This window comes from Micromonospora humidisoli (assembly GCF_016900955.1).
In the GTDB taxonomy this organism is placed as follows: domain Bacteria; phylum Actinomycetota; class Actinomycetes; order Mycobacteriales; family Micromonosporaceae; genus Micromonospora; species Micromonospora wenchangensis.
This window is the reverse complement of the sequence record NZ_JAFEUO010000001.1, coordinates 262,620-281,335: the sequence shown is the minus strand read 5'-3', so window position 1 is coordinate 281,335 and position 18,716 is coordinate 262,620. Positions and strand designations below refer to the sequence as shown.

16 protein-coding genes are annotated in these 18,716 nt (G+C 74.3%); 7 read left to right on the top strand and 9 right to left on the bottom strand.

The genetic code is table 11. The features are described 5' to 3' along the window. Positions 1–5: 5 nt before the first annotated feature. The 3 genes from JQN84_RS01215 to mtrA all read right to left on the bottom strand — a co-directional run bounded on the left by JQN84_RS01215 (position 6) and on the right by mtrA (position 4,286). Positions 6–1,829 carry an LpqB family beta-propeller domain-containing protein gene (locus tag JQN84_RS01215; protein ID WP_281900341.1) on the bottom strand — a complete coding sequence of 608 codons (1,824 nt, stop codon included), beginning with the start codon at positions 1,827–1,829 and terminating at the stop codon, positions 6–8. Beyond that, positions 1,826–3,505, bottom strand: coding sequence for an MtrAB system histidine kinase MtrB (gene mtrB, locus JQN84_RS01210; protein WP_281903216.1), 1,680 nt, complete (start codon positions 3,503–3,505; stop codon positions 1,826–1,828). Before mtrB ends, JQN84_RS01215 begins: the two co-directional genes overlap by 4 nt. A 91-nt stretch (positions 3,506–3,596) precedes the next feature. Further along, entirely contained in the window at positions 3,597–4,286 is a 690-nt protein-coding gene (mtrA, locus tag JQN84_RS01205) for an MtrAB system response regulator MtrA (RefSeq protein ID WP_067306208.1), read from the bottom strand. Positions 4,287–4,502: 216 nt separating this feature from the next. On the opposite strand from mtrA, the gene JQN84_RS01200 reads away from it, so the two are divergent. Genes JQN84_RS01200 through JQN84_RS01180 form a run of 5 tightly spaced genes read left to right on the top strand, consistent with a single transcriptional unit; the run spans position 4,503 to position 9,658 of the window. Continuing rightward, on the top strand, positions 4,503–5,348 hold the full coding sequence (locus JQN84_RS01200; RefSeq protein WP_204956558.1) for a hypothetical protein: 846 nt from the start codon (positions 4,503–4,505) through the stop codon (positions 5,346–5,348). After that, the gene (locus JQN84_RS01195; protein ID WP_204956557.1) at positions 5,345–5,944 is read left to right on the top strand and encodes a DUF4129 domain-containing protein; all 600 of its coding nucleotides are present in this window, start codon (positions 5,345–5,347) and stop codon (positions 5,942–5,944) included. The genes JQN84_RS01200 and JQN84_RS01195 overlap by 4 nt, the downstream gene beginning before the upstream one ends. Then, the gene (locus tag JQN84_RS01190; protein WP_239484616.1) at positions 5,941–7,365 is read left to right on the top strand and encodes a DUF4350 domain-containing protein; all 1,425 of its coding nucleotides are present in this window, start codon (positions 5,941–5,943) and stop codon (positions 7,363–7,365) included. The genes JQN84_RS01195 and JQN84_RS01190 overlap by 4 nt, the downstream gene beginning before the upstream one ends. Then, complete coding sequence (locus JQN84_RS01185; protein WP_145918022.1) at positions 7,362–8,351, top strand: AAA family ATPase; 990 nt, start codon at positions 7,362–7,364, stop codon at positions 8,349–8,351. Before JQN84_RS01190 ends, JQN84_RS01185 begins: the two co-directional genes overlap by 4 nt. Then, on the top strand, positions 8,348–9,658 hold the full coding sequence (locus JQN84_RS01180; RefSeq protein WP_204956556.1) for a DUF58 domain-containing protein: 1,311 nt from the start codon (positions 8,348–8,350) through the stop codon (positions 9,656–9,658). The genes JQN84_RS01185 and JQN84_RS01180 overlap by 4 nt, the downstream gene beginning before the upstream one ends. Positions 9,659–9,668: 10 nt before the next feature. On the opposite strand, the gene JQN84_RS01175 is transcribed toward JQN84_RS01180, so the two are convergent. After that, positions 9,669–10,709 (bottom strand): stage II sporulation protein M, encoded by a 1,041-nt coding sequence (locus JQN84_RS01175; RefSeq protein WP_204956555.1) that lies wholly within the window; start codon positions 10,707–10,709, stop codon positions 9,669–9,671. 41 nt (positions 10,710–10,750) lie between these two features. Here JQN84_RS01175 and JQN84_RS01170 point away from each other — a divergent pair, with 41 nt between their 5' ends. Then, positions 10,751–11,740 (top strand): RDD family protein, encoded by a 990-nt coding sequence (locus tag JQN84_RS01170; protein ID WP_307820938.1) that lies wholly within the window; start codon positions 10,751–10,753, stop codon positions 11,738–11,740. A gap of 12 nt (positions 11,741–11,752) precedes the next feature. Here the strand turns inward: JQN84_RS01170 and efeB are convergent, their stop codons facing one another. From efeB to efeU, 3 genes are read right to left on the bottom strand one after another with little or no spacing between them, the layout of a single operon-like run. After that, positions 11,753–13,054, bottom strand: a complete 1,302-nt coding sequence (gene efeB / locus JQN84_RS01165; RefSeq protein ID WP_204956554.1) for an iron uptake transporter deferrochelatase/peroxidase subunit — start codon at positions 13,052–13,054, stop codon at positions 11,753–11,755. 49 nt (positions 13,055–13,103) lie between these two features. Next, positions 13,104–14,234: an iron uptake system protein EfeO gene (gene efeO / locus JQN84_RS01160; RefSeq protein ID WP_204956553.1), complete on the bottom strand. Its 1,131-nt coding sequence runs from the start codon at positions 14,232–14,234 to the stop codon at positions 13,104–13,106. 32 nt (positions 14,235–14,266) lie between these two features. After that, the gene (gene efeU / locus JQN84_RS01155) at positions 14,267–15,157 is read right to left on the bottom strand and encodes an iron uptake transporter permease EfeU (protein WP_204956552.1); all 891 of its coding nucleotides are present in this window, start codon (positions 15,155–15,157) and stop codon (positions 14,267–14,269) included. A gap of 291 nt (positions 15,158–15,448) precedes the next feature. Here efeU and JQN84_RS01150 point away from each other — a divergent pair, with 291 nt between their 5' ends. Next, positions 15,449–15,607: a hypothetical protein gene (locus JQN84_RS01150; RefSeq protein ID WP_204956551.1), complete on the top strand. Its 159-nt coding sequence runs from the start codon at positions 15,449–15,451 to the stop codon at positions 15,605–15,607. Between the two features lie 111 nt (positions 15,608–15,718). Here JQN84_RS01150 and ahcY read toward each other — a convergent pair whose 3' ends face one another. Together ahcY and manA are read right to left on the bottom strand one after the other, a co-directional pair. Beyond that, on the bottom strand, positions 15,719–17,206 hold the full coding sequence (ahcY, locus tag JQN84_RS01145; protein WP_204956550.1) for an adenosylhomocysteinase: 1,488 nt from the start codon (positions 17,204–17,206) through the stop codon (positions 15,719–15,721). Between the two features lie 288 nt (positions 17,207–17,494). Next, positions 17,495–18,715 carry a mannose-6-phosphate isomerase, class I gene (gene manA, locus JQN84_RS01140; RefSeq protein WP_204956549.1) on the bottom strand — a complete coding sequence of 407 codons (1,221 nt, stop codon included), beginning with the start codon at positions 18,713–18,715 and terminating at the stop codon, positions 17,495–17,497. Between the last annotated feature and the right edge of the window lies 1 nt (position 18,716).

The following is an 18,716-nucleotide window of genomic DNA, read 5'->3' as shown; positions in this document are numbered from 1 at the left end:
CCGGCTCAGAACAGGAAGAACGGCGCGGTCGGGCTGCCCGCCCGGCCACCGGCGGGCGGGGGTGGCGCATCCAGCACCTGCTCGCTGCGGATCGTCTCGGCCGACGAGGAGCGGTAGCGGTAGGCGACCCCGTTGGCCTCGTACATCATCATCACCGTCGGTAGCACGTACGTCGGGTTGGCCGGGTACACCGACAGGTGGGTCACCCGGGCGCCCACGTCGGTGACCAGGGCGGTCTGCAGCGCCCCGTCCACGCCCACCTCGTACACGGCGGAACGGTTGGTGGAACCGGCCACGGCCAGGGTGTTCTCCTGCGCCCAGTCCACCGCCGACAGGTCGGTCAGCGTGGTGGCGACCTGGCGTACCGGGCCGAGCGAGACCACCCCGCCGTCGAGGCTCGCCGCGCTGAGACAGAGCCGGCCACCGACGACCAGCGCGATCCGGTGCCCGTCCAGCGAGGCGGCCACCGCCGTGACCTGGCCCGCCACACCCACCGGCACCGGCACCATCCGGGCCCGGTCGTCGAACCGGTAGAGCCGCCCGTCGGCCACCACCAGCCCGTACGGCTGGGCCGTGCCGAGCGGACGCAGCCAGACCGGCCGGCCGATCGCCGTGAAGGTCTGCGTCGCCGGGGTCATCACCGGCACCGGTGCCGCCCCCGACCCGGTGACCAGCCGCTGCCGGCCGCCCGGGGCGGCGGTGACCAGGGCGGCGAGGGTCTTCTCCCCGGCCGCCCGTCGCACCGCGGCCGAGACGATGTCGTGGTTGTCCTCGGTGCGGATCGGCACGGTGCCGATCGCCTCGGCCTCGAAGACGAGCGGGTGGATCGCCCCGGCGTAGACGGTGAACCGCTGCGGCCCCTCGGTGAGCGGGTAGACCGGGTTGGCGAGGCGGTGCGCGGCCAGGTCGTCGATGGTCACCCGGGACTGGTTGCGGGTGGTGAGCTGGAGCGGCCCGTTCAGGTCGGACAGCGACCAGGCCAACTGGATGCCGAGCTTCTCCAGCTTGCGCCGGTCGTCGCCGGGCAGGTCGAGGTTGACCTCCCACCGGCCGTCGGTCTTGACCGCGTTGTTGATCAGGGCGGTGCGGTCAGGCAGGCCGCTCACCCCCTGCCGCAGCCACTCCGACGGCCCGGCGATCAGCCACTTGACCGCCTCGCTGACCAGCCGTTCGGTCGGCACGGCCAGCGGCAGGTAGCGCTGGTCGGCGACCAGCCGGGTGGCGTCGGAGTTCCAGAAGTAGACCGTGTGGGGCTGGAAGTACAGCTGTAGGGCGAGCGCGTCCAGCAGCAGCACGGAGGGCGGGTCGGTGACGTAGTAGCCGCCGGCCTCCGTACCCTCCCCCGGCTCGGCGGAGCCCCGCAGCGAGAACTGGTACTCGGTGTCGGTCACCACCGGCGGGCCGAGCACGCCGTTGGCCCGCAGCACCCCGACCTGCTGCACCGGCACCCGCACGGTGAGCAGCCCACTGGCGTTCTCGGTGATCACCGGGTCCTCGGTCAGCCGGACCACGTTGATCGCGACCTCGCTGCCCTGCTTCTCGGCGAGCCGGTTGCGGTCCTCCCGGGCGATGAACTGCTTGACCCGGGCGTACGCCCGCTCGGGCTCGCCGGCCGCGGCGGACAGGAAGTTGCGGACGAAGGTCTCCCGGTCGGTGCCGCTGGCCGTCCGGGTGGGGGGTTCGCCCCGACCGAAGCTGGACGCGCCCGCCGAGACGGCCGGTCCGGAGCCGTCGACCTGGACGTCGGTGTGGTCGGGGATGCCGCAGCCGGCGGCGGTGGCCAGCAGTGCGGCGCAGAGCAGCCCGGCCAGGGCACGCAGCCGGCTCACGACCGGGCCCGGGCGCGCTCGTCGGTGCCGGCGGTCGGGCCCGGGCCGATGGCCAGCGCACCTCCGCCGGCCGGGCCGATGGCCAGCAGGTCGCCGTCGCGGGGGCCGCCGAAGGGCAGGGTGGCGTCGGCGGGCACCAGCCGCAGCGGCGAGGTGGTGAGCCGGTCCCCGGAGCGCACCGGCAGGGTGAGCCGGAACTGGGCACCCTGCCCGGGAGCGCCCCACGCCTCCAGCCAGCCGCCGTGCAGTCGGGCGTCCTCCAGGCTGATCGACAGGCCCAGCCCGGTGCCGCCGGTCTGCCGGGCCCGGGACGGGTCGGCCCGCCAGAACCGGTTGAAGACCAGTTTCTCCTCGCCCGGTTTGAGCCCGACACCGTGGTCGCGGACGGTGACCGCGACGGCGGTCTGGTCGACGCCGAGGGTGATCACCACCGGCTTCGCCTCGCCGTGCTCCACCGCGTTGCCGACCAGGTTGCGCAGCACCCGCTCGACCCGGCGCGGGTCCACCTCGGCGATCACCGGGGTGGTCGGCACGGCCAGCTCGATGGTGACGCCGACCCGTTCGGCCAGCCCGGCGAGGCGGTCGGCGACCCGGTGCACCACCGGCACCAGGTCGGTCGGCTCGGAGTCGAGCATGGCGAAGCCGGCGTCGAAGCGGCTGATCTCCAGCAGGTCGGTGAGCAGTTCCTCGAACCGGTCCAGCTCCGCCTGGAGCAGTTCGGCGCTGCGCGCCACCGCCGGGTCGAACTCGTCGCGCTCGGCGAAGATCAGGTCGGCGGCCATCCGGACGGTGGTCAGCGGGGTCCGCAGTTCGTGCGACACGTCGGAGGTGAACCGGCGTTGCAGGCGGGACATCTCCTCCAGCCGGAGGATCTGCCGTTGCAGGTTGGTCGCCATCTGGTTGAACGAGGCGGCGAGCAGGGCGAGGTCGTCCTCGCCGTCGACCACCATCCGCTGGTCGAGCAGGCCGGCGGAGAGCCGTTGGGCGGTGCGCGCGGCGACCCGGACCGGGGTCACCACCAGCCGGGTGACCAGGGCGGCGAGCAGGCCCAGCAGCAGCACCAGGGCCACCCCGGTGGCCAGCACGGTGGCCCGTGCGTCGGCGGCGGTGGCGTCCTGCCGGTTGAGCGGGACGAGATAGTAGAGCTCCAGCTGGCCGAAGCGGGTCGGCACCGGGGAGCCGTAGACCAGGTATTTCGTCCGTTCGCCGGCGAGTCGTCCGGTGCGGATCTGGTGGGCCACCTTGCCGTCGGCGACGGCGGCCCGCAACTCCCGGCTGACCAGCGGGCGGACGTCCATCGCCGGTGAGGTGCGGGTCTCGATGATGCCGGCGTAGTTGTCGGCGGTGATCGCGACCACCACCCCGCTGGTCTGCTGTGGGTCGCCCCCGGCCAGGTAGTTGACCGTGCCCTCGATGGTGTCCTGGAGCTGCGCCTCCTGGGGCTGGCTGTAGAGGAAGAACTGCTTGGCCGAGTAGTCGCTGCCGTTGCGCAGCCGCAGCAGGACGTCGGTCTCGGCGTTGTCGAGCAGGATGTTGGTGATCTTGTCAGCGATGAGGTAGGCGAAGCCGCCGACCAGCAGGCTGGACACCACGAGCGTGATGGTCACCACCCGGACCTGCAACGACCGTCGCCAGGTCTGGCGCACACCGGCGGTCACCCGCAGCGCGCGGCCCACCAGCACGCGCCGCAGCGCCCGCGCGGCGGGACGCCAGCCGGCGGTGTGCTCGGGGGTGTGGGCGGGTGCACTGGTCACGGTGCGACCCAGGCTATCCGGTGCCCGCCTTGTAGCCCACGCCCCGCACGGTCAGGATGATTTCCGGCCGCTCCGGGTCCGGCTCGATCTTGGCGCGGAGGCGCTGCACGTGCACGTTGACCAGCCGGGTGTCCGCCGCGTGCCGGTAGCCCCAGACCTGCTCCAGCAGGACCTCCCGGGTGAAGACCTGACGCGGCTTGCGGGCGAGCGCAACCAGCAGGTCGAACTCCAGCGGTGTCAGCTTCACCTCCTCACCGTCGCGGCTGACGGTGTGCGCCGGCACGTCGATGGTGATCTGGTTGCCGGGCGGGCCGATGGTCAGCATCTCCGGTGCCACGTCCTCACCCCGACGCAGCCGGGCCCGCATCCGGGCCACCAGCTCCTTGGGCTTGAACGGCTTGACCACGTAGTCGTCGGCGCCGGACTCCAGGCCGAGCACCACGTCGACGGTGTCGCTCTTGGCGGTGAGCATCACGATCGGCACGCCCGATTCGCCACGGATCGCCCGTGCCACGTCGATACCGCTCATTCCGGGCAGCATCAGGTCGAGTAGTACGATGTCGGGGCGACTGTCCCGGAACGCGGCCAGCGCCCGTTCCCCGTCGGCGACGAAGGAGGGCAGGAAGCCCTCGCTGCGCAGGACGATGCCGAGCATCTCGGCGAGCGCGGGGTCGTCGTCGACCACCAGTACCCGGGCTCTCATGGGGTTTATGTTTCCATCCCCGTTCAGTTGGTGGGATCGGCGTCTGGATGGCACGGTACTGCCGGGAGAGGTGCCACCGCACGTCCCACGCGCGATATCTGCCCCGATGACCGCATCGCGTTGGGCCGCACGGCGGGTCCACCCGGCCGGTCGTGCCGTGTCACCATGATCCCCGGGCAGGTCGCCGCCCGCCAGCCACCATCCGCAGGAGTACGCGTGCCCGACGTCGGCCCGACCACCGTGCTCCCCCGGCGTCCGCTCACCGTCGGCGAACTGCTCGACTCCGCCGTCCTGCTGCTACGCGCCCAGGGCCGGGTGCTGATCCCGCTGGGCGTCCTGCTCGCCGCCGGTGAACAACTGCTGCTGTACCCGCTGCGCCGGCTCGCCGACGCGCTGCCCCCGGTGTGGTGGAGCGACAACGGGGTGTTCCCGCTGTGGTGGCAACTGCTCGCGGTGGGCGCCGCCACCGAGGCGGTGCTCGTCCTGCTGCTCGGCAACCCGGCCGCGCGGGCGGCCGGCGCGGCACTGCTCGGCCGCCGGGCCACGGTGGCGGAACTGCTCCGCCCGGCCGGTGCCCGCTGGGGCGTCACCCTGCTGCTCGCCCCGGCGGTGGGCCTGCTGATGCTGACCGCGGCGCTGCTCGGCCCGGCCTGGCTGGTCGGCTACGGGCTGCTCGGCTCGGTCGCCGCAGCGGTGGTGCTGGACCGGGTGCCAGGCGTGTCGGCGGTGCCCCGGGCGGCCCGCGTCGCGGTACGCGGCCGGGCCGCCGCCGTCCGGCTGCTGGGCTACCTCGGCTGGTGGGTGCTGCGGGTCGGGCTGGCCCTGGGCCTCTTCTTCGGTGTCGAGTCGCTGCACCTGGTCGACCTGGCCGACCCGGACCTGCGGGTCGCCGCCGCCATGCTCGCCTTCGGCACGGTGAACAGCGTCGCCTACCCCGCCCTGGCCTGCCTGGACGCGGTGATCCACCTCGACACCCGGATGCGCACCGAAGGGCTGGACATCCAGCTCGCCCGTACCCCCGCCGGGCTCGTCGCGGCCGGCCTGCCGGCGGTCGAGCGGTGAGCCGGTGGTGGACGGAGGCCGTCGCCGCGCTCGGCGACGTGCTGCCGCTGCCGTTGCTGGCGCTGCTGGTGGTGCTGCTGGCCGGGGTGGTCGCGCTCGCCTGGTACCACTTCCCGGCCTGGGTGCCCCGCCGGCTGCCCCGGCTACGGCTGCCCCGCCTCCGATGGCCCCGGTGGCGGCTGCCCCGGCGGCGACGCCGCACGGCCGACGGGCCGGGCGCGGTGACGCTGCCCCGCCCCCGTACCGCCGACGACGACCTCCCGGCCGACGCCGCGCGTTCCCTGGCCGACCGGCTGGCGGCCGAGGGCCGGTACGCCGAAGCCGTCCGGGAGCGGCTGCGTGCCATGATCCGCCGGCTGGTCGCGGTCGGTGCGGTGGCCCCCCGGGCCGGGATGACCGTCACCGAGCTGACCGACGCGGCGGCCCGCGCCCGGCCCCCGGTCGACCCGCCGATGCGCGCCGCCGGGGCCATCTTCACCGAGCTGTGGTACGCCCAGCGCCCGGCCGCCGCCGACCACGACCGGCGGATGCGGGAACTCGCCGACGACCTGGACCGGGCGCTGGCCGCCCCACCACCTGACGGGGGCACACCGTGACCGGCCCGGCCACCCCGACGACCGCCGGCCCGGCACCGGCCCCGACGGGTCCCGGCGGCCCGGCACCGGCGGTGCGTCGGCGTCGACGCCGGCACCGGGTGATCGTGCCGTTGGCGCTGGCCGCCGCCCTGATCGCCGGCACGATCGGCGCCCACGCGCTGGACCAGCCGGACCCGACCGAACCCGGTTTCCTCTCCCCGGTCGCCACCGACGACGACGGGGGCGCCCGCCTCGCCGACGCGCTGCGCGCCCGGGGCGTCACCGTCACCCGGGAGACCGACCTGCTGCCCGCCCTGCTCGGCCTCGACCGTGGCCCGGCCACCCTGTTCGTCCCGGCGGCGGAGCTGCTGCACCCCGACACCCTCGGCGCGCTCGGCGAACTGCCGGCCGGTCGGCGACTGGTCCTCGTCGACCCGTCCCGCCGGGTGCTCGAATCCGCCGGCCTGCCGCTGGTGCCGACCGACCGCCGCTGGGCCACCAGGGCGGTCCGGCCGACGGCCGACGGCCGGCCCTGCGCGCTGCCCGAGGCGGACCGGGCCGGGGTCGCCGCCGCCGTGCTCCAGCGGTACGCCGCCGCACCCGGCACGGCGGCCGCCGTCGACCGTTGCTACGCCGACGGCCTGGTCCGGCTGCCCGGCCGGGCCGAGGTGGTGGTGATCGGCGCCAGCGACCCGTTCCGCAACGACCGGATCGCCGAACACGGCAACGAGGCGCTCGGCACCGGCCTGCTCGGCGTCCACGGCCGGGTGGTCTGGCTGGACCTGGACGGCCCGGCACCGGCCCCCACGTTCGGCCGTCCCGGCGGCACCGGCGAGCCGGCCTGGTCACCCACCCCCGGCGGGTCCACCGGGTACGACGGCGACGGCACCGGCGAGGGCGGTCCGGGCGGCCCCGGCCCCGCCACCGGCGACGGCGATGGTTCGGGGGACGCCCCCGACTCGGCCGGTCCCCCACCGCCCGACGACCATCCGCTGCTGGACGCGTTCCCGCCCTGGTTCTGGGCGCTGCTGCTCCAGCTCGCCCTGGTCGCCCTGCTGATCGTGCTCTGGCGGGCCCGCCGGCTCGGCCCGCCGGTGACCGAGCCGCTGCCCGTCGAGGTCCGCTCCGCCGAGACCGTGCTCGGGCGGGCCCGGCTCTACCAGCGGGCCCGTGCCCGGGGCCCGGCCGCCGCGACCCTGCGGACCGCCGCGTTGGGGCGGTTGCGCGGCCGGCTCGACCTACCCGCGACGCTCGGGCCGACGGAGGTGGCGGCCCGGGTGGCCGGGCCCGCCGGCGGTACCCCGGAGCAGATCCACGAGCTGCTGTTCGGCGCGGCCCCGCAGACCGACGCCGAACTGCTGGAGCTGGCCCGGTCGCTGGACCGGCTGACCCGTACCGTGGCGGCAGCGCCCGGCCGCCCGACCGAAGGAGACCCCCGGTGACCCGACCCGCCACCACCGCCGAGCCCACGGCCGGCCCGGACGACGCCCGGGCCGCCCTGCACCGGCTGCGCACCGAGGTGGCCAAGGCGGTCGTCGGTCAGGACTCGGTGGTCACCGGCCTGGTGATCGCATTGCTCTGCCGGGGCCACGTCCTGCTGGAGGGGGTGCCCGGGGTGGCGAAGACGCTGCTGATCCGTACCGTCGCCACCGCCCTGGATCTGGACTCCAAGCGGGTCCAGTTCACCCCCGACCTGATGCCCGGCGACGTCACCGGATCGTTGATCTTCGACCCGCGTACCGCCGCGTTCACCTTCCGGGAGGGGCCGGTCTTCACCAACCTGCTGCTCGCCGACGAGATCAACCGGACGCCACCGAAGACCCAGTCGGCGCTGCTGGAGGTGATGGAGGAGCGCCAGGTGTCGGTCGAGGGCGCCCGCCGGCCGCTGCCGGACCCGTTCATCGTGGCCGCCACCCAGAACCCCGTCGAGTACGAGGGCACCTACCCGCTGCCCGAGGCGCAGCTGGACCGGTTCCTGCTCAAGCTGACCGTGCCGCTGCCCAACCGGGACGAGGAACTGGGGGTGCTGCGCGCCCACCACGCCGGGTTCGACCCGCGTGACCTCGGCGCGGCCGGCGTACGTCCGGTGGCCGACGCCGCCGACCTGGCCGCCGCCCGGGAGGCCGTCGGCCGGGTGCACGTGGCCGAGCCGGTGCTCGGCTACATCGTGGACCTGTGCCGGGCCACCCGGGCCACCCCGGCGCTGGAGCTGGGCGCGTCGCCCCGGGGGGCCACCGGGCTGCTCAGCACGGCGAAGGCGTGGGCCTGGCTGGCCGGCCGCGACCACGTCACCCCCGACGACGTGAAGGCCACCGCCCGGCCGACGCTGCGGCACCGGCTGCGGCTGCGCCCCGAGGTGGAGCTGGAGGGGGTCGGGGTCGACGCGGTGCTGGACACGGTGCTGGCCACCGTGCCGACCCCGCGATGACCTGGCGGGCGGCCGTCCTGCTGCTGGCGGGCGTACCCACCCTGCCGTTCTGGCCGGACCCGGTGCCCGCCGTCGCCGTGATGACCGCCGTCGTGCTGCTGCTCACCGCCGTGGACTGGACGCTCGCCGCCCCGCTGCACGGGCTCACCCTCGACCGGGAGGGCGACCGGGCCGTCCGGCTCGGCCACCGCGCGACCGTCACGCTGCGCCTGGCCAACACCTCCGGCCGTACGCTGCGCGCCCAGGTGCGCGACGGGTGGGTGCCGTCGGCGGGGGCCCGGCCGGACGTACCGCCGGACCGGGTGTCCCGGGTCGGGCCGGGCGGGGTGCTGGTGCTGCCCAACCGGCTCACCCCCACCCGGCGCGGCGACCGGCCGGCGGTGACGGTGACGGTGCGGTCGTTCGGGCCGCTCGGGTTGGCGTTCCGGCAGCGGGCCGGGCGACCCGCCACCCCCGGCTGGACGCTGCGCGTGCTGCCCCGGTTCGACTCCCGGCGGCACCTGCCGGAAAAGCTGTCCCGGCTGCGGGTCATCGACGGCACCCAGGTCACCCGGGGTCGGGGCCAGGGCACCGAGTTCGACACCCTGCGCGAGTACGTGGTCGGCGACGACGTCCGCTCGATCGACTGGCGGGCCAGCGCCCGCCGCTCCGACGTGCTGGTCCGCACCTGGCGGCCGGAGCGCGACAGGCGGTTGGTGTGCGTGCTGGACACCGGCCGCACCTCGGCGGTACGCGTCGGCGACGTACCCCGGCTGGACGCCGCCATCGACGCGGCGTTGCTGCTGACCGCCCTGGCCGCCCGCGCCGGCGACCGGGTCGACCTGCTGGCCGCCGACGCCACGATCCGGGCCACCGTCACCGGCACCGGCCGGCGGGACCTGCTGCACCGGCTGGTGGACGCGCTCGCGCCGGTGCACCCGGCGCTGGTGGAGACCGACTTCGACCTGATCGTCGCGGAGATCCTGCGCCGGCACCGGCGGCGCAGCCTGGTGGTGCTGCTGACCGCGTTGGAGCCGGGCGCGCTCGCCGAAGGGCTGCTGCCGGTGCTGCCCCGGCTGGCCGCCCGGCACCGGGTGGTGGTGGCGGCCGTGCACGACCCGGTGCTCACCGCGCTGACCACCGCCCCGCCGGTACGCCCCGAGGACGCCTACGCCGCCGCGGCCGGTTGGCGGGCGCTCGCCGAGCGGGACCGGGTCCGCGCCGTCCTCGGCCGGTACGGAGTGACCGTGGTGGACGCCCCGGCGGACCGGCTCGCCCCGGCCCTGGCCGACACCTACCTGCGGCTCAAGGCCCTCGGTCAGCTCTGACCCGGGCGGGTCACCGGGGCGGGCGGGAGGTGGGGTGCCAGGCGCGGGCGGGATCGGTCGACGGCCAGAGTTCGGCCAGCCACGGGTCGGTCCGCTCGGCCGGTGCCCGCTCGGCGGCGACCGCCCGGCGGCCGAGCAGCACCACGTAGGTGAAGAAGCCCAGCCAGACCGCCGCGCCGACGGCGACCCGCAGCGCCACCGGCACCGGGGCCGGGGTGACGAACGCCTCCAGCAGCGCGGAGACCGCGAACAACCCGACCAGGCCCACCGCCACCAGGATCGCCGACCGGCCCGCCTCGGCGACCGCCCGGCCCCGGCCCAGGTGCTCCGGCGGCGAGATCCATGCCCAGGCGGTCCGCAGCCCCACCCCGGCGGCCACGAAGACCCCGGTCAGCTCCAGCAGCCCGTGCGGGGTGATCAGTCCGAAGAAGACGTCGGAGCGGCCGTAGGAGACCATCACGCCGCCCACCACCCCGATGTTCAGCGCGTTCTGCCACAGCAGGTAGAGCACCGGCACCACGAGCACCCCCGCGGCGAGGCACTGGGCGGCGATCCAGGCGTTGTGGGTCCACAGGTGGAAGGCGAAGGTCGGCGCGGCGAACTCGGTGTAGTAGCCGGCGAAGCCGGAGTCGACCAGGTCGGCGGCGGCATCCGGGCCGATGAACGCGGCGGCGGTGTCCGGGTTGCCCGCCACGTACCAGATGAGGAAGCCGCTGAGCAGGCTGAACCCGGTCGCCACCGCGCACCACCACGGCCAGGCCCGGTAGACCGCGCCGGGGAAGCCGACGGTGAGGAACCGCCCGACGGCCGACCAGGAGGCCCGCTGCCGGCCGGTGATCCGGGCCCGCGCCCGCAGCACGAGCTGGGAGAGCCGGCTGACCAGGGCCGGATCGGGCGCCCGGCTGCGCAGCGCCGACAGGTGGGTGGCGGTGCGCTGGTAGAGGACGATCATCTCGTCGATCTCGTCGACGTCGAGCCGGCGACGGTCGCAGAACAGCTCCAGCCGTCGCCACTCGTGGCTGTGCTCGGCGACGTACGCGTCGAGATCCACTGGTCCTCCCCCGTCCGGCGACCATAGTGTTCACTGTCCGGGTGAGCGCGCAACCACCGGTGCCGGCCGGCACCGTCCCGGCCGGCGTCGACCCGGCGGGACGCTGGGCGGACGCGGGGCTGGTCAGCGGCGAGGCCGTCGCGCTGGACGTGCGGGCGGCACGGCTCGGCTCCCGGGTGTTGGCGCTGCTGATCGACGTCGTCGGGCAACTGTTCTGCGCGGCGTTGCTGGCCCTGACGCTGACCCCGCTGGTGCTGATCGTGCTCCCCGACCAGGTGGTGGACCGGGCACTGACCGGCGCGTTGGAGACCCTCGGCCTGGTGCTGGTGGTGGTCGGCTACCCGGTGCTGTGGGAACGCCTCAACCACGGCCGGACGCCCGGCAAGCTCGCCGTGGGGCTGCGGGTGGTCAGCGCCGACGGCGGCCCGGTGCAGTGGCGTCAGTCGCTGACCCGGGCGCTGGTCGGGGCGGCCGTGGAGTGGCCGGGGCTGGTGCTGCCGCTGCTGAGCTGGGTGGCCGGGGCGACGGTGATGCTGACCGACCCGCGGGGCCGACGGCTGGGTGACCTGGTGGCCGGCACGATGGTGGTGCATACCCGCACCACGTACCCCTGGCGGCCGGCCCCGGCGATCGTCGCGCCACTGGCCGGCTGGGCCGCCACCCTGGACCTGACCCGGCTGGACGACGCGCTGGCCCTGGCGGTACGGCAGTACCTGACCCGGGGGCAGCAGATCGTCGAGCCGCACCGCAGCCGGCTGGCCCGGGAGTTGTGGCGCGAGGTGGCGGCGGTGACCGCCCCGACGCCGCCGCCGGGCGTACCGGAGCCGTTGCTGTTGGCGGCGGTGCTCGCCGAACGCAACCGGCGCGGCTCGCTGCGGCTGCGCCACCAGCGGGCGCTCACCGCCGCCCTCTGGCCCGACCCGGCCACCCCCGCCGTCGTCGCGCCGGCTGCCGCCGACCGACCCGCCCCGGCCGGGGTACGACCGGCCGCGCCGGCGCTCCGGTCGGCGTCGCCGGACCATCCGGCCTGACCGGTACGCCGGTCAGCCGAACAGGGTCCGACCCCACCAGTCGGCGGCGTCGCGGACCCCGGGTGGGCAGGCGAACAGGCCGCTGGAGACGTGCCGCAGGTACTCGTTCATCGCGTCGTTGCGGGCCAGCCGGGTCTGGATCGGCACGAACTGTCGGCGCGGGTCCCGCTGGTAGGCCATGAAGAACAGCCCGGCGTCGAGCCGGCCCAACCCGTCCGAGCCGTCGACGTAGTTGTAGCCCCGGCGCAGCAACCGGGCACCGTCGTTGAGGGTGGGGTGGGCGAGGCGCACGTGCGAGTCGACGGCGATCACCGGCTGGCCGTCGTCGCCCTTCGCGGCGAAGTCCGGCTCGTCGAACTCGTCGCGGCGGCCCAGCGGTGCGCCGCCGCCCTTGGTCCGGCCGACGATCTGCTCCTGCTCGGCCAGCGAACTACGGTCCCAGGTCTCGATCTGCATCCGGATCTTGCGGGTGACCAGGTAGGACCCGCCGGTCATCCAGTCCGCGCCGTCGTCGGGCTGGGCCCAGAGCTGCTCGCGCAGCAGCCCGGCGTCCTCGGCCTTGAGGTTGGCGGTGCCGTCCTTGAAACCGAACAGGTTACGCGGGGTCGCCTGGTCCCGCGACGTCGACGAGGTACGCCCGAAGCCGAGCTGCGACCAGCGGACGCTGACCACGCCCATCCCGATCCGGGCCAGGTTACGGATGGCGTGCACCGCCACCTGCGGGTCGTTGGCGCACGCCTGCACGCACAGGTCGCCGCCGGAGATCTCCGGGCGCAGCGCGTCCCCGGCGAAGTGCGGCAGGTCGGCCAGGGCGGCGGGCCGGCGGCCGGCGATGCCGAACCGGTCCCGGCCCTGCGCGTCGCGGAACAGCGTCGCGCCGAAGCCGACGGTCAGGGTGAGCTGCGACGGGGGCAGGCCCAGCGCCTCGCCGGTGTCGTCCGGCGGGGCCTCCGGCATACCGCCGACCGCACCGATCACCCCGGCGTCCTTCCCGCCGGTCATCCGGGCGGCGGCGGCCGTCCACTCCTGGAGCATCGCGACCAGCCGGTCCCGGTCCTTGGTGATCACGTCGAAGGCGACGAAGTGCAGCCGGTCCTGGGCCGGGGTGGTGATCCCGGCCTGGTGCTCACCGTGGAACGGCACCGCACCGGCGGCCCCGTCGTACGCGGCGGCCCGGTCACCGTCGCGGGCCAGCGCGCCCGCTCCGGCAGCCACCCCGGCCACCCCGGCGGCACCGACCCCGACGAGGGTGATCGCCCGCCGGCGGGACAGCCGGCGGCGTCCCCGGCCGGCGGTGCTGTTCTGCTCGCTCATCGACTCTCCTGGGAGGGACCGGCCGGACGACGGCCGTGCTGACCCGTCGTCACCGGGCGACGGCGGCGGCGACCTTGCTGACCGGCTCGGCGAGGGCGTTGATGCTGTCCGACAGTTCCTTGAGGTCGGCCTTGCTCAGCTGGGTGTGCAGCTTCCAGCCGTCGCCGTCGCGGTGCTTGCCGAGCGCCGCCTCCACGTTGGCGAACTCCTTGTCGAGCTGGGCGACCAGTTCCGGGGCGCGCTGCTCCAGCGCCGGCCGCAGTGCGGCGACGGCCGCCTTGGAGCCCTCCAGGTTGGCGTTGAAGTCCCAGAGGTCGGTGTGCGAGTACCGCTCCTCCTCGCCGGTGATCTTGCCGCTGGCCACCTCGTCGAGCAGGGCCTTCGCCCCGTTGGCGAGCTGGAGCGGGGTGAGCTTCTCGGCGTTGGCCCGGCTCACGATCTCCTTGACGTCGACCAGCAGCCGGTCGGCGATCGGACCGTCCTTACTGATGTCGCCGGTGGTCCAGAGGTCCTTCTCGATCCGGTGGAAGCCGGTGAACTCCATGCCCTCCTCGATGACCTCCTCCCGACCGTCGATCTTCGGGTCGAGGTCGCCGAAGCTCTCCGCGACCGGCTCGATCCGCTCCCAGTAGGTGCGGGCCACCGGGTAGAGGGCCTTGGCCTTCGGCACGTCGCCGGCCTTGACGGCGGTGACGAACTCCTCGGTCTTGGTCAGCAGGGCGGCGGTCTGGCTGGTCACGTACCGCTGGTAGCTGGCGGTGGCCTCGGTCAGCGCGGCGTCCGGGGCCACCGTCGCGGCGGTGCCGCTGACCTTCAGCGCGCCCCGGATGCCCCGGCCGCTCATCCCGGGCTTGCAGGCCGTCTCGTACGTCCCCGCCGGCAGCTCCACCCGCAGTTCCCGGCTGAGCCCCGGGGCGATGTTCTCCACCTCGCCCATCACCCGGTCACCGGCGGCGTAGACGTAGAACTCGTTGACCTTGCTGCCGGAGTTGGTCACGGTGAAGGTGGCCTGGCCGGCGTCCAACTCGGTGACGTCGACCTCGCACACGCTGTCGGTGGCCTTGACCTTGACCGTGTTGGCGGCTCCGGCGTCCTGCCGCTCGTCCTTGCCACAGGCGGTGACACCGGTGACGGCCAGCGCGCCGACGGCGGCGAGCACCAGGAAACGGGTGGTACGCATCGTTTGCTTGTCTCCTTGGAGAGGGCGGTGGATCAGGCGCGGCGCGACCCGGCCGGCTGCGCGGTGGCGGGGCCGTCCGGCGCGACGGTGGGGGTCGGGGTGGGCTTCGCCGGCGCGGCCGGCCGGCGCAGGAACAGCACCAGCACCGGTACGGCGTACGCGACCCAGGCGACCGTCTCCAGCACGCTCGGCGCGGCGGTGACGTTGAACATCCCGGCGAGCAGGGCGGCGTACCAGGTGTTGGGGTCGAGCACGCCGGTGATGTCGAAGGCCAGGTCGTTGAGGCCCGGCAGCACCCCGGCCTCCTGGAAGTCGTGCACGCCGTATTTGAGGATGCCGGCGGCGACCAGGATCAGCAGCGCGCCGGTCCAGGTGAAGAACGTGGACAGGTTGATCCGCAGGGCGCTGCGGTAGAGCAGGAAGCCGATCCCGACGGCGGTGGCGATGCCGCCGATCAGGGCCAGCAGCGGCCCGGAGCCGGTGCCACCGGTCGCGCTCTGCGCCGCCGAGTAGAAGATCAGCGCGGTCTCCAGGCCCTCCCGGACCACCGCGAGGAAGGCCATCCCGGCGACCGCGAGCGAGCCGACCGCGAGCGCCTCGGTCAGCTTGCCGCGCAGCTCACCGGCGATCGTCCGGGCGGCCCGTCGCATCCAGAAGATCATCCAGGTCACGAAGACCACGGCGGCGACCGAGGTGACGGCCTCGAACAGCTCCCGGTCCTCCGACCGGGCCAGCAGCGAGGTCGACGTGTACTCGATCAGCCAGCCGAACAGCACCGAGAGCGCCACGGCGAGCCCGACACCGGCCCACACCTGCGGCAGCCGGTCCCGGCGCTGCGACTTGACCAGGAAGGCGACCAGGATGCTGACGACCAGCGTGGCCTCCAGGCCCTCCCGCAGGCCGATCAGGTACGTGGCGAACATCGGTGCTCCGTGTCGTGGTCAGGCTTGCCTCAGGCAACTTAGGGCAGCCATACCTTCCTCCCGATCGGGGGTTCAGTCAAGTCGTTCTTGACAGCTTCACCCTGGTCGGGACGGTCGGCCCGGACCCGTCGGCCGGGGGTGCCGCCCCGCCGCCCGACGTGGCAGGATGCGGCATACCCCCAGGACAGGACGCCCCGTGAACGACGCGCCCCGCATCCCCGCCCGCCGTCCCGCACACGCCCCCGCACCAGGCCGGTGTGGGCCACGCCACCGTCGGCCGGGACGGCACCGGTGAGGGGCTTCGGCCCGTGGCTGGCCGTCCTCGCGCTGGTGACCGTCCTCAGCGCCCTGCGGTTGCGCCCGTTGGCCCTGGCCGTCTCCGTGGCCTGGCTCGCCTGGTGCGTGTGGACCTGGGTCCGCCCGACCCGCCGCGGCCCCGGCCCGTCCTGACCCGGCCGTCCGGCTCCGGCATGTCCTGATCCCGCCCACCCCGGCACGGGCCCACAGACGGGTGAGGGGGTCGGCCACGACGTGGCCGACCCCCTCCTGTGTCCGCGTCGCTCAGTAGCGGTAGTGCTCCGGCTTGAACGGGCCCTCGGGAGAGACGCCCAGGTAGGCGGCCTGCTCCTTGGTCAGCTCGGTCAGCCGGGCGCCGAGCGCGTCCAGGTGCAGCCGGGCGACCTTCTCGTCCAGGTGCTTGGGCAGCACGTAGACGCCGACCGGGTACTCGTCGGTCTTGGTGAACAGCTCGATCTGGGCGATCGTCTGGTTGGCGAACGAGTTCGACATCACGAAGCTCGGGTGGCCGGTGGCGTTGCCCAGGTTCAGCAGGCGGCCCTCGGACAGCACGATGATGGCGTGGCCGTCGTCGAAGCGCCACACGTCGACCTGCGGCTTGATGTTCTCCCGGGTGACGTCCGAGCGCTTCATCAGGCCGGCCATGTCGATCTCGTTGTCGAAGTGGCCGATGTTGCCGACGATGGCCTGGTGCTTCATCCGGGCCATGTGCTCGTTGGTGATGACGTCGAAGCAGCCGGTCGCGGTGATGAAGATGTCGGCCTGCTCGACCACGTCCTCCAGGGTGGCGACCTGGTAGCCGTCCATCGCCGCCTGCAGCGCGCAGATCGGGTCGACCTCGGTCACCACGACCCGGGCGCCCTGGCCGCGCAGCGACTCGGCGCAGCCCTTGCCCACGTCGCCGTAGCCGAGCACGACGGCCATCTTGCCGCCGATCAGCACGTCGGTGGCCCGGTTGATGCCGTCGATCAGCGAGTGCCGGCAGCCGTACTTGTTGTCGAACTTGCTCTTGGTCACCGAGTCGTTGACGTTGATGGCCGGGAAGAGCAGGGTGCCGGCCCGGTGCATCTCGTAGAGCCGGTGCACGCCGGTGGTGGTCTCCTCGGTGACGCCCTTGATGCCGGCGGCGATCCGGGTCCAGCGCTGGTTGTCCTCGGCGAGGCTGCGGTGCAGCACCTCAAGGATGACCGCGTACTCCTCGGAGTCGGCGGTCTCGACCGCCGGGACGGCCCCGGCCTTCTCGAACTCGACGCCCTTGTGCACCAGCAGGGTGGCGTCACCGCCGTCGTCGAGGATCATGTTCGGGCCCTGCCCGTCCGGCCAGGCGAGCACCTGCTCGGTGCACCACCAGTATTCCTGGAGGCTCTCACCCTTCCAGGCGTAGACCGGGACGCCGGACGGCGCGTCGGGGGTGCCCTCGGGGCCGACCACGATCGCCGCGGCGGCGTGGTCCTGGGTGGAGAAGATGTTGCAGGACGCCCAGCGGACCTGCGCGCCGAGGGCGACCAGCGTCTCGATCAGGACGGCGGTCTGGATGGTCATGTGCAGCGAACCGGTGATCCGGGCGCCGGCGAGCGGCTGGGCGTCGGCGAATTCGCGGCGGATCGCCATCAGGCCGGGCATCTCGTGCTCGGCGAGGCGGATCTCCTTGCGCCCGAACTCGGCGAGCGACAGATCCGCCACCTTGTAGTCGCCCTCGGCGAGGGTGGCCGGCCGGGCGTCGCTGGATGACGCCGGGAGGGTGCTGGTCATGAAGGCTCCTGTCGAACGATGGCTGCGCGACCATCAACCTTACGCCCGCCTCCTCGCGGCGCACGGTGGGCCGTCCGGAGACAGCGCACGGGGCGGTCGGCGTGGGACGAAACCTCCGTCCACCTGCCGGCCGCCCCGTGCATCCCCCCGGTTTGGTTACCCCCGCGCGCCGCCGGACCTTCGTCGCGACAACGCTGCGTACTCATGAGATTACCGTGAGACACGGATCGGTCAAGCAATTCGGGAAAGTCGGACTTGTGGCGTGGCGCAGGTGGTCCCGAGGTACCGTCAACCGCCGCAGGTCGCGACGAACGCCGTGCCCGTACCGGACAGCACCAGCGCCGCACCCGCGGCCGTGCCCACGGCGGCCTGCCCCGGGCCGAGCATCACCGCGCCCTCCCCGTCGTCCACCCCGACCTTGCCCTGGTGGCAGAACACCACCCGGGGGCCGGGCCGCGCCAGCCGGACCTCCGGCCCGGCCGCGTCCACCGTCACCCGGTGCAGCGCGAAGTCGTCCACCGGAACCGGCCAGCAGACCACCCCGGGCGTCACCGGCCGGGCGACGAGCACCGGATCGTCCAGCACCTCGAACCGCAGCACCCGCAGCAACTCGTCGACGTCCACGTGCTTCAGGGTGAGCCCGCCGCGCAGCACGTTGTCACTGGCCGCCATGATCTCCACACCGGTGCCGCTCAGGTAGGCGTGCAGGTTGCCGGCCGGCATCCAGATCGCCTCCCCCGGCGTCAGCCGCACATGGTGCAGCAGCAGCGCCACCAGCACCCCCGGATCGGCCGGATAGCGGATCGCCAGGTCCCGGGCCAGCTCCGCGTCCGGCCCGGCGGCGTCCGCCGAGCGCACCGCCCCGATCAGCCCGGCACGCTCGGCGTCCGGCCAGGTCAGCAGCACACGTACGGCCTCCCGCAGCCCCGCCGGCCCGGCCCGCAGCGCGGCCACCACAGGCGACAGCTCCGGTACGCCGAACCCGGCCAACGCCGTCGCCGACAGCTGCGGATCCCGGAACCCGCAGAGCGCGTCGAACGGCGTCAACGCGACGAGCAACTCCGGCTTGTGGTACGGGTCGACGTAGTTGCGCGGCCCCTGCCCCGGCCCCGCCATCCCGTCGACCCACCCGTCACCGGCCCGCCCGGCACCGGCCGGCTGGACGCCAGCCTGCTCGGCGGCGTAGCCGGCGCGGGCCTGCTCGGCGTCGGGGTGGGCCTGGAGACTCAACGGGGCCTCCGCGGCGAGCACCTTCAACAGGAACGGCAGCCGGGTGCCGAACCGGCCGACCTGCTGCTCGCCGAGCCAGTGGTCCGGCTCGGCCACCAGCAGGTCGGTCAGACTGACCCGCTCGCCGTCCCGGTCGACCGTGGCCGGGCCACCCGGATGGGCACCCAGCCACAGCTCCGCCTCCGGGCCGTCGGTCGGCGCCGGTCGCCCCTGCAACTCGGCCAGCGCCGAGCGGGACCCCCAGGCGTAGTCGCGGATCGACCCGTGCAGCAGTTCCACG

Coding starts and splice junctions, on each gene's coding strand:
- mtrA (WP_067306208.1), bottom strand. CDS start 4,286: ATGAGAGCCCGGGTACTGGTGGTCGACGACGACCCCGCGCTCGCCGAG.
- JQN84_RS01180 (WP_204956556.1), top strand. CDS start 8,348: ATGACCTGGCGGGCGGCCGTCCTGCTGCTGGCGGGCGTACCCACCCTG.
- efeB (WP_204956554.1), bottom strand. CDS start 13,054: ATGAGCGAGCAGAACAGCACCGCCGGCCGGGGACGCCGCCGGCTGTCC.
- efeO (WP_204956553.1), bottom strand. CDS start 14,234: ATGCGTACCACCCGTTTCCTGGTGCTCGCCGCCGTCGGCGCGCTGGCC.
- efeU (WP_204956552.1), bottom strand. CDS start 15,157: ATGTTCGCCACGTACCTGATCGGCCTGCGGGAGGGCCTGGAGGCCACG.
- ahcY (WP_204956550.1), bottom strand. CDS start 17,206: ATGACCAGCACCCTCCCGGCGTCATCCAGCGACGCCCGGCCGGCCACC.